The following is a 9317-nucleotide window of genomic DNA, read 5'->3' as shown; positions in this document are numbered from 1 at the left end:
ACGAACTGGATCGAAACGCTTAATACCATGTTTAATCTTTTGCTGACCAATTTCTTGAACAACTTTCCCACGCTCGTTTAATAATTCAACGATTTTTAAATTAATCTCATCAACCTTATCACGTAATTGCACTAACTCATTATTTGTACTCATTTCTTTTTCCTCCTCAAATTTTAAATGTCTATTCCAATACCACTTCTTTTTTCAAGAAGTAAGTATGTAAAAAATGAAAACAAAAAGTCCCTACTGAATAAACAGTAGGGACGAATTATTTAATCGCGGTACCACCCTAGTTGTGAACAAAAACTCTGTTCACCACCTTCATTTTGTTAACGATCAAAATGACCGTTTCTATTTTCATTAAATGAAATAGAAATTGCTCCAAGAATGTAATTCAGCATACCTTATGTACTGACTCGCAGCTTCCGTCAGCTCTCTTAAACAGGGAAGTTATGCCTACTGTGCCCTTATCAACGCAATATATTTAATTGTCAAAAGATTCATTAAAAAAGTTATTAATGAGGATTATAAAGCACTTTTAAATAGGCTGTCAATGCATTTTTTTTCTAGAATATGTAACGATTTTAAAAAAGATACATCGTTATTGGAATGGTAGCGCTTACTATTTTCAACATTTTTTTTACACAGCTTACATTTTTTTTATGGTACAGACACACAGAATTTGTACATTACATAAATATATAAATAACAACTAACCTTACCTTCCTTAGGAGTGATTATATGCCTGGTTTATTTACCGCCTTAAGTCTTTTCTTAAAAGAAGTGTTTGTGTTTGTTTCCTATGTTAAAAATAATGCCTTCCCTCAACCTCTTTCACAAGCTGAAGAAACGCTCTATTTAAATCGTATGGCAAATGGAGATGGAGAAGCACGAAATTTATTAATTGAACATAATTTAAGACTTGTTGCTCACATTGTTAAAAAATTTGAAAATACCGGAGAAGATGCTGAAGATTTAATTTCGATTGGCACAATAGGTTTAATAAAGGCAATTGAAAGCTTTGTTCAAGGTAAAGGAACAAAATTAGCCACATATGCTGCTAGATGTATTGAAAACGAAATACTTATGCATTTACGTGCTTTAAAGAAAACAAAAAAAGATGTCTCCCTTCATGATCCGATAGGCCAAGATAAAGAAGGCAATGAAATTTCACTATTAGACATATTAAAAACTGAGACAGAAGATGTAGTTGATCAAATTCAACTTAATATGGAATTAGAAAAAATCAAGCAATACATTAAGATTCTAGACGACCGTGAAAAGGATGTCATTATTCAGCGCTTTGGTATTGATATGGATAAAGAACTAACTCAACGTGAAATTGCAAAGAAATTAGGAATCTCAAGAAGTTATGTTTCGAGAATTGAAAAACGTGCTTTAATGAAAATGTACCACGAGTTTTTAAGAGCTGAAAAAGAAAAGACAAAAGATAAAAAATAAACCACTAAAGATGAATATGACCTCCAATTGTTAGTCAGATCTAACAATTGGAGTGAATTCATTTTAGTGGTTTTATGCTTGCTCTTCTTTTTGCATTTTGCGTTTAAAATAAGTTGATGTCAGAAAGAAACCTAATGCAAAAATCAGCATTGTAAAAACGATACTTTCGACTATTAATATTTTATGCTGGGTTAATCCGTCCTTTGGAAGGAGAGTCCCGATATAGAAAAAAGTAGCCAATGCTGTTGTTATTGCTCCAAATGTTTTAAAATCATTAACCTTCGCCTGTAGCTTTTTTAAATTCACGAATACAACACCTTCCCTTCTTGTTGACTTAATAACTTTAACATACTTTATACAAGAAAAGTGAAGGTAATTAAAGGCAGTATATGTAGAGATTAGTAAGTACAATTTGTCAATAAAATAAGTATAGTCTTGTAGATTTCCCTTTTATCTTTTTCTCTAAAATTATATTGATAAAGTATTACCAGTGTAAATTTCAACACAAAGAAGAAAGTGATTATTTATATAAAATCACTTTCTTCTTTGAATGTTTTCACATATCTTAGCTATAGATTATTTCAATCCATTCTTAATAAACTCAATCGTACGTTCAGTTTCCTGATCTTCGTTCCAAAAAGGTGTATTTTCTAGGACGATTGAAGAGATAACTAGACCAATTACTGTTGAGATGATTAATCTTAGTACTGTCGGTATCGGAAGTTCTTTTATTTGCCCTTTATCGATAAACGATTGTAATACAATGGCTACTTTAGGGTACATTTTATCTTTAAAGAGTCTTTTTAGCTCTTCTTGCATATCGTCTTGGAATGGCATTTCTTGTATGATTATTTTTACAGCTGCCTTATTTTTCTTTGCAAATTCTATGCGATTTTTAATAAGCGCATTTAGAAAATCTTCAAATGTTTCGTACTCTAAATGAAATACTGCTTTAGAAAAACGATCCATTTCAAAAGGAGCAATTGTTTTTACTAATGTCGGCTTGATGATACTTTTTAGTAAATCCTTTTTTGTTTTAAAGTAACGAAATATAGTACCTTCAGCAACATTTGCTTTTTTGGCAATTTCATTGGTAGATGTACTAACAAAACCTTTTTCTGCAAAAATTTCAATTGCAGCTTCAAGGATTTTTATTTCTTTTTCATTCATTTCTTGTAATTTTTCTTCTGGAAAAAACTCTTCTAATTTAATTGGTAACACTCCTTAAATTGAACGCTGTTTCTTTAATGCAACTATATTTAAAGAAATAAATACTAATGAAAATCCAAGAAGGATCAATAATTGATATACAATATCAGAAAGCGACTGCCCTTTTATCATAATACCTCTAAGAGCTTCTGCTCCATATGTCAGTGGTAAAATACCCCCGATAAATTTGAACCAATTTGGTAAAAACGCCGTTGAGAAAATACCTGAAAAAAGTATTTGTGGGACAGCAATAACTGGAATAAATTGTACAACTTGAAATTCATTATTTGCATATGCAGATAACAGCATACCAAGTGTAAGAGCAGTTAAAGATAATAGAATATTAACTACGCAGACTTCCCATGCACTTCCTACATTATACATATCTAATACACTGATTGAAAAGACTGTTATAATGATCGATTGGATTAAAGCAAAAAATCCAAAGCCTAAAATATAACCAACAACAATTTCCCATCTTTTGACTGGCGTGACGAGTAATCTTTCAAGTGTTGTTGTTAATCTTTCCCTTACAAATGAAATACCTGATAAGATAAATACAAATAAGAACGAGAAAAATCCAATAAAAATTGGTCCAATTGAATCAAATGATTCCATATTTTTACTACCATAAATTGGGTCCATTACAATTTTAAGATTAGAAGGTGTATTTTCTTTAACTGCAGATTGAATAGCATCCATTACTGCAGTTGTTCTTGCTTTATCTGTCCCTTCAAACTGTACAACTATCTCTCCTGATTTGAACAAGACTGCACCATCAAGATCCATATTTTTCAATTTATCTTCAATGTCTGAGGGATTTACATTTTTTACTTTTGCATACTCTTTCACAATTTGCTCAAATGCTGGAGGGGCATCTACGAGTGCTAAAGTTGGCTTTGTTTCATCTTGTTTTAAGATATAAGAAAATAAAAACAATAATACGATAGGAGCAACAAAAATCATTGCAAGAGATCTTCTATCTTTTAAAAATTGTTTTATTATACGTTTAGAAATAGCAAAGACTCTCATGAGCTCACCTCAGTATTAAAATATAGGTCTTCGATTTTTCCTGTTTTTGATTGCGAGATTAAATTTTCAGTAGTATCTAAAGCGATTAATTCTCCTTCTCTAATTAATCCGATTCGTTCACATTTTTCAGCTTCTTCCATGATATGGGTTGTAATGATTATCGTAGTACCTTGTTTTTTCATTTCAAAAAATTGATTCCAAATTTGCTTTCTTAGTACTGGATCAATTCCGACTGTTGGTTCATCAAGGATTAGTAATGTAGGTTTATGAAGGATTGAGATAGCAAGAGATAGTCGTTTTTTCATTCCCCCAGAGTATTGATTAACTTGCTTGTTTAATGAATCCTCTAACCCAACGATTTGGGCTACTTCTTGAATTCTCGACTTAAGTTCTTTACCTTTTAGATTATAAAGGGCACCAAAGAAACTTAAATTATCAGCACCCGTTAAATCGCTATATAAAGCGTCAGATTGTCCCATATAGCCTATTGACGGAAGGACTATAAAATTAGGCATTTCATTATTGTAAACTAATACTTCTCCTTTTGAACTTTTATCGATTCCAGCAATCAATTTTATTAACGTTGTTTTACCAGAACCTGATGGACCTAAAATCCCAAATATCTCTCCTTCTTGAATGTTCATTGAAATATTTTTTAGCACAGCTCTTTTTCCAAATAAACGGTCAACATTTTGGATTTGAACAACATTGTTCATCTTATTCCTCCGTTCAAGACTATTTCTTTTATAGTACCCAAAATGAGTGAGTACTCACTTTTTACTTTTATCTTAATTCACTTTTTATTGCCAGTCAACAAAAAGTGAGTACTCACTCAATTGTATTTTAATAAAAAAAGAAAGATGCCTATAAGACATCTTTCTTTAAACGATTTATAACGCTTTAATCATTTCCTCAACCATTAATGTTGAGTTAACAGCTGCAGTATGAAGGAATTGATCAAATGAAATATTTGATTCTTTACCTGCAATATCTGACAATGCTCGTGTTACAACAAATGGCACTTTAAAAGCATAACAAACTTGAGCGATTGCAGCTGCTTCCATCTCTACAGCATACAGATCACCAAATTTCTCTTTTACGAAGTCAACTCTTACTGGATCGTTCATAAAAGAATCACCCGTTACGATTAATCCTTCAACAACTTGGATACCATTAATTTTTTCAGCGCATTTTTTAGCGATAGACTTTAATTTATCATCAGAAGGGAATGCTGCTGGCATACCTGGAACTTGACCATATTCATAATTGAATGCAGTAACGTCTACGTCATGATGACGCACTTCAGTTGAGATAACAACGTCGCCAACATTTAAGTCAGTATGAAGTCCGCCTGCAGATCCTGTGTTAATAACAACATCTGGCTGATATTTTTCTAAAAGAATTGCTGTAGCCATTGCTGCATTAACTTTACCAATTCCAGACTTTAATAAAATTACTTCTTTTCCTTCGTATGTACCTATGTTATATTCTGAACCTGCAATTTCTTCTTTTCTTAGGTTGTCTAATTTATCACGTAATACATGTACTTCTTCTTCCATTGCTCCAATAATAGCTATTTTCATTCTTTCAATTCCCTACTTTCTCTTTCAAACTTTAATCATTTTACCATATAGCGACATATCATTCATCTTTAAGAATGCGTACAACAAAAAACACTTTAATTCTTAAAAAGAAGGACGTTATTTACCCTACAGGAGCTCGCTTTCTATGTGGCATAAGCTTTCTGTTTGCTCTTGTAGGGACTCAATATTTAATACCGCTAATACTTTAACTCTTTTACTTCTTGTACCAAAATAGGGAGCCAGCCTTCTTTTACAACCCAGTGTAAGTATACGACATATTTATAACTTAAGTCGTTTGTCGCAACGTATACTTTTATACTTTGTGGATCGTATCCTTGACCAATATGCCAAACTGAATAATCTTCTTTTGTTAAAGAAATCGCATTTGATACTGCTTCTTCCATTTCATAAAAGTCTTGAGACTTATGACTATAGTGAACTGTATGAGGCTCAATTTGTCTTGTTTTGTTAGGTGTCCATTCTTTTACAGTCGATTCGATAATATTTTCATCATTTATTGAATCTTTAATAATCTCATTTACTTTTTCACGATATTTCGCTTGATATGGATTCGGTATATCAGTCATTTGCTTTGGTTCTTGAGCAATCGTAGTAATTTTAGCTTTTGCAGTATTAGGCTCTATGTTTTGTTGGTTGACGATTGGTAAAGTTATTTTTATCCCTAAATAGATGATTCCAAAAAGAAGAGGAATAAGTAGTATTCTGTAAAAATAATTCCCTCTTCGTACTCGTCTTAATTTTTGGACCCTTTTGTTTGGTTCAATCGAAGACATTGACAAAATCCTCCAAAAACAACTAATTTTTCCCTATTTTAACATAGAGTTAATTAATTAAAAATAGCTATTTTGTGTGGTTTTTATCAAAGTTATAGATAGATTTTATTAAACTTGTAACAGTGTCAGAAGTAGATGTAACTTCGTTTGAAACATTTAAACTAACTACTGCGAATGCATACCTTGGCTTATCATATGGAAAATAACCTGCAAACCATTTGTTTTGTTCGACTATTTTACCATCTACTACTTTTGTTTCCGCTGTACCACTTTTCCCTGCTAAAGGGTAAGGCAAACTAGTATATCGATTTCCCGTTCCTTTCGCATCCGTAACTACACCTCGAAGTAACTCTCTTAATTGTTGCATTGAATCTGGAGCTAGATAATCATCAGCTAATGTCTGTTCTGGGAATTTAAACATTTCTGTACCATTTTTATATAATACAGAATCTACTACTTTTACTTGTTTTGGGCTTCCACCTCGCGCAATGGTAGCCATCATATTAGCTACGGCTAAAGGGGATACTTTTACATCCTGTTGCCCAATGGATGTATTTAAGAGCTTATCACTTAAAGAGTTTCCTACAAAATAAGTTGGTTTCCCTTCATTTTGAAATTGACTAAAACTAGACTCATGATAGACAGATCCTGTCCATCCTACTGGACCATCTAAACCTAGCTTTTTGGCATATGTTTGAAACATATCTTTATTTTTTAAAGTTAATTGCTTACCTAATTGGCCAAATGTGTAATTACAACTTTCATAGAAACTTTGTTGAAAAGTTAAATTACCTTTTCGCTTTTTCTCTTCATCTTCGTATTTACCGACTAGATTATTATTGCAATTATACATTTGATTTTCTTTCACAATACCTTGATCTATTGAGGCAGCCGCTACAACTGTTTTAAAGACGGAACCAGGTGTACTAGCTAATAGTGCATAATTAGTCGCCGTATTATCATTCGAAGAAAATAAATTTTGGAAATTCATATTTGGTCGGCTAACCATTGCTAATAAATTGTTCGTCTTTACGTCAATTAGCACTGCTGCACCTTTTTGAAGTTTAGCTTGGTCAACAGCTTGTTCTAAAATTTGTTGTAAATCTTTATCTAGTGTAGTAGAAAGGGCAACTGGATAAAATGGATTACTAGGTTTTGCATATTTTACTTCGTTTCCAAACATCGGTTTACCTAAATTATCTACGTGAAGCATTAAATTAGATGTGCCATCAGATTTTAAGAAATCTTCAAACTGAGCTTCTAAACCAATTACTCCAAATTCTTTAGGCTTAAAATCTCGATCACTTTCATACTGTTTTTCATATTGTTCTTTATTTTCTCTAGCTATTCCAATTAGGTGTTCTGCCAATTGTTTGTCGTCTTTGTCTTGAGACAACATGGAAATTAATCCAGAAACATGTAAATTATTTATTTCATCAATTTTTTCCGATGTTAATGTTTTTTTCATTCCTTCTAATGTAAAAGGTTCTTTTTTACCATTAAACTGATTTTTAATATTTGCAACCGGTACTCCTGTAATCGACGATAATTTATCAATCGGCCAATCGATTGTTTTTAAAAATGGAAATAAAATTACTTTTGGAGTGTAAGCTGCACTTAATAATTTTCCATTTCGGTCAAGTATTTTTCCACGTCCATTATCAATCCGAAACTGAAATGTTCTTTGAGCAACACTGCGTTCAATTAAATCTACCTTTTGTGGGCCAAAATTCTTTTGATGAAGTACACTAATATCGAAACATCTGTATACGATTAAAGAAAATAGTAACGAAATTATAATTAATATGGCTTTTATCCTTCTATGCATATAAAAAACACCTCATCTACAGTGTAGACGGGGTGTTCTTTTTTCAAACAATTAAATTGTTAAACAAATCAAATTATTTAACAGCAAGTATTCTTACTTGCATATCTCCACCTGGAGTATTAATTGTTACTTCTTCACCAACAGTTTTGCCTAATAAGCTTTTTGCGATTGGAGAATCATTTGAAATTTTACCTTCAAATGGATCAGCCTCTGCACTACCTACAATTGTGTAAGTTTCTTCGTCACCAGCTGGTAATTCTAAGAAAGTTACAGATTTACCTAAAGTTACTGTATCTGATGCATCATTATTTTCAGTAATAATTTCAGCATTACGGATCATATTTTCTAAAGTTGTAATACGTCCTTCAACAAATGCTTGTTCATCTTTTGCAGCATCGTATTCAGAGTTCTCTGAAAGGTCACCAAAGCTACGAGCAATTTTAATACGCTCTACTACTTCAGCACGCTTTACTGTTTTTAAATTTTCTAATTCTTGTTCTAATTTTTGTTTCCCAGCTAAAGTCATAGGGAATTTTTTTTCGTTAGCCATTTTGTACACTCCTTTTAGTATCCACCGTATCTTTTATGTAGAACTTCTAAATTTATGTTTATACAATGTAGTTGTACAAACAGTGTATGAGAATAATTATTGAAACATTCTACTTATGAAAACGCATTCTTTTATATAGAAAGATGAAGAAGTGAGTGCTTCTCCATCTTTCCAAAATTATATTTAGGAATTATTCTCTCATATGAACGTATTATAATACACTTACTCTTTCAAGTATAGTCTGAATTTTTGTAGCCATTAAATCAATAGCCACAAAGTTCTGACCGCCTTCTGGTATGATAATATCTGCGAATTTCTTAGATGGTTCACAGAATTGATTATGCATAGGGCGTACAACATTTACATATTGATCTACCACAGAATCGACTGTTCTTCCACGTTCTTTTATATCTCGTTGTATTCGACGAAGTATTCGTAGGTCAGCATCCGTATCTACAAATATCTTTATATCCATTAAATCACGTAAACGCTCGTCTTCTAATACTAGAATACCTTCTAAAATAATAACTTCTTTTGGCTCTACAGGGATTGTTTCTGAAGATCTTGTATGAATTGTATAGTCATATACAGGTTTTTCAATTGCTTTATATTGCAATAAATCTTTTATATGCTCAATAAACAAATCATTATCAAATGCTAATGGATGGTCATAATTTGTTTTCAATCTTTCTTCCATTGGTAAATGCGTTTGATCTCTATAATAAGAATCTTGCTGAATCATTAAAATTGAATGACCTTTAAATTGATCATAGATTGCTTTTGTTACAGAAGTTTTACCAGAGCCAGTCCCTCCAGCAATTCCAATTACAATGGGCTTATTCCCCATACTTCAATCCCTC

General features: G+C 32.0%; 11 protein-coding genes and 1 other annotated feature. Of the genes, 1 reads left to right on the top strand and 10 read right to left on the bottom strand.

Going from position 1 to position 9317, the window contains the following annotated elements; genetic code table 11:
* On the bottom strand, positions 1 to 153 hold a 153-nt coding region (locus CN946_RS05750; RefSeq protein ID WP_176547220.1), incomplete at its 3' end, for a chorismate mutase.
* Positions 154 to 256: 103 nt separating this feature from the next.
* Positions 257 to 483: a binding site (T-box leader), on the bottom strand.
* A 258-nt stretch (positions 484 to 741) separates the two neighbouring features.
* Here CN946_RS05750 and sigK point away from each other — a divergent pair.
* A complete protein-coding gene (sigK, locus tag CN946_RS05745) occupies positions 742 to 1461 on the top strand; it encodes an RNA polymerase sporulation sigma factor SigK (protein WP_098860261.1) in 720 nt (239 codons plus the stop codon).
* A 72-nt stretch (positions 1462 to 1533) separates the two neighbouring features.
* On the opposite strand, the gene CN946_RS05740 is transcribed toward sigK, so the two are convergent.
* From CN946_RS05740 to udk, 9 genes are all read right to left on the bottom strand, one after another.
* Positions 1534 to 1767, bottom strand: a complete 234-nt coding sequence (locus tag CN946_RS05740; RefSeq protein WP_176547219.1) for a YrhC family protein — start codon at positions 1765 to 1767, stop codon at positions 1534 to 1536.
* 270 nt (positions 1768 to 2037) lie between these two features.
* Positions 2038 to 2682, bottom strand: coding sequence for a TetR/AcrR family transcriptional regulator (locus tag CN946_RS05735; RefSeq protein WP_098860259.1), 645 nt, complete (start codon positions 2680 to 2682; stop codon positions 2038 to 2040).
* A gap of 3 nt (positions 2683 to 2685) precedes the next feature.
* Positions 2686 to 3702 (bottom strand): ABC transporter permease, encoded by a 1017-nt coding sequence (locus CN946_RS05730; RefSeq protein WP_098860258.1) that lies wholly within the window; start codon positions 3700 to 3702, stop codon positions 2686 to 2688.
* Complete coding sequence (locus CN946_RS05725; RefSeq protein WP_098860257.1) at positions 3699 to 4418, bottom strand: ABC transporter ATP-binding protein; 720 nt, start codon at positions 4416 to 4418, stop codon at positions 3699 to 3701. The genes CN946_RS05730 and CN946_RS05725 overlap by 4 nt, the downstream gene beginning before the upstream one ends.
* 174 nt (positions 4419 to 4592) lie before the next feature.
* A complete protein-coding gene (gene mtnN, locus CN946_RS05720; RefSeq protein WP_098860256.1) occupies positions 4593 to 5285 on the bottom strand; it encodes a 5'-methylthioadenosine/S-adenosylhomocysteine nucleosidase in 693 nt (230 codons plus the stop codon).
* A gap of 197 nt (positions 5286 to 5482) precedes the next feature.
* Positions 5483 to 6079 carry a YrrS family protein gene (locus CN946_RS05715; RefSeq protein ID WP_098860255.1) on the bottom strand — a complete coding sequence of 199 codons (597 nt, stop codon included), beginning with the start codon at positions 6077 to 6079 and terminating at the stop codon, positions 5483 to 5485.
* 67 nt (positions 6080 to 6146) lie between these two features.
* Positions 6147 to 7907, bottom strand: a complete 1761-nt coding sequence (locus tag CN946_RS05710) for a peptidoglycan D,D-transpeptidase FtsI family protein (RefSeq protein WP_098860254.1) — start codon at positions 7905 to 7907, stop codon at positions 6147 to 6149.
* Between the two features lie 73 nt (positions 7908 to 7980).
* Positions 7981 to 8457 (bottom strand): transcription elongation factor GreA, encoded by a 477-nt coding sequence (greA, locus tag CN946_RS05705; RefSeq protein ID WP_098860253.1) that lies wholly within the window; start codon positions 8455 to 8457, stop codon positions 7981 to 7983.
* A gap of 211 nt (positions 8458 to 8668) precedes the next feature.
* Positions 8669 to 9304, bottom strand: coding sequence for a uridine kinase (udk, locus tag CN946_RS05700; protein ID WP_056472723.1), 636 nt, complete (start codon positions 9302 to 9304; stop codon positions 8669 to 8671).
* Between the last annotated feature and the right edge of the window lie 13 nt (positions 9305 to 9317).

This window comes from Bacillus sp. AFS053548, assembly GCF_002575105.1.
Taxonomy (GTDB): domain Bacteria; phylum Bacillota; class Bacilli; order Bacillales; family Bacillaceae_G; genus Gottfriedia.
Note: the sequence above shows the minus strand (reverse complement) of the source record. Positions and strands in the feature narration are given on the sequence as shown.

Bases quoted from the DNA above. Each gene is read 5' to 3' on its own strand.
- CN946_RS05710 (WP_098860254.1), bottom strand. From the start codon at position 7,907: ATGCATAGAAGGATAAAAGCCATATTAATTATAATTTCGTTACTATTT.
- udk (WP_056472723.1), bottom strand. From the start codon at position 9,304: ATGGGGAATAAGCCCATTGTAATTGGAATTGCTGGAGGGACTGGCTCT.
- CN946_RS05725 (WP_098860257.1), bottom strand. From the start codon at position 4,418: ATGAACAATGTTGTTCAAATCCAAAATGTTGACCGTTTATTTGGAAAA.
- CN946_RS05730 (WP_098860258.1), bottom strand. From the start codon at position 3,702: ATGAGAGTCTTTGCTATTTCTAAACGTATAATAAAACAATTTTTAAAA.
- greA (WP_098860253.1), bottom strand. From the start codon at position 8,457: ATGGCTAACGAAAAAAAATTCCCTATGACTTTAGCTGGGAAACAAAAA.
- mtnN (WP_098860256.1), bottom strand. From the start codon at position 5,285: ATGAAAATAGCTATTATTGGAGCAATGGAAGAAGAAGTACATGTATTA.
- CN946_RS05715 (WP_098860255.1), bottom strand. From the start codon at position 6,079: ATGTCTTCGATTGAACCAAACAAAAGGGTCCAAAAATTAAGACGAGTA.
- sigK (WP_098860261.1), top strand. From the start codon at position 742: ATGCCTGGTTTATTTACCGCCTTAAGTCTTTTCTTAAAAGAAGTGTTT.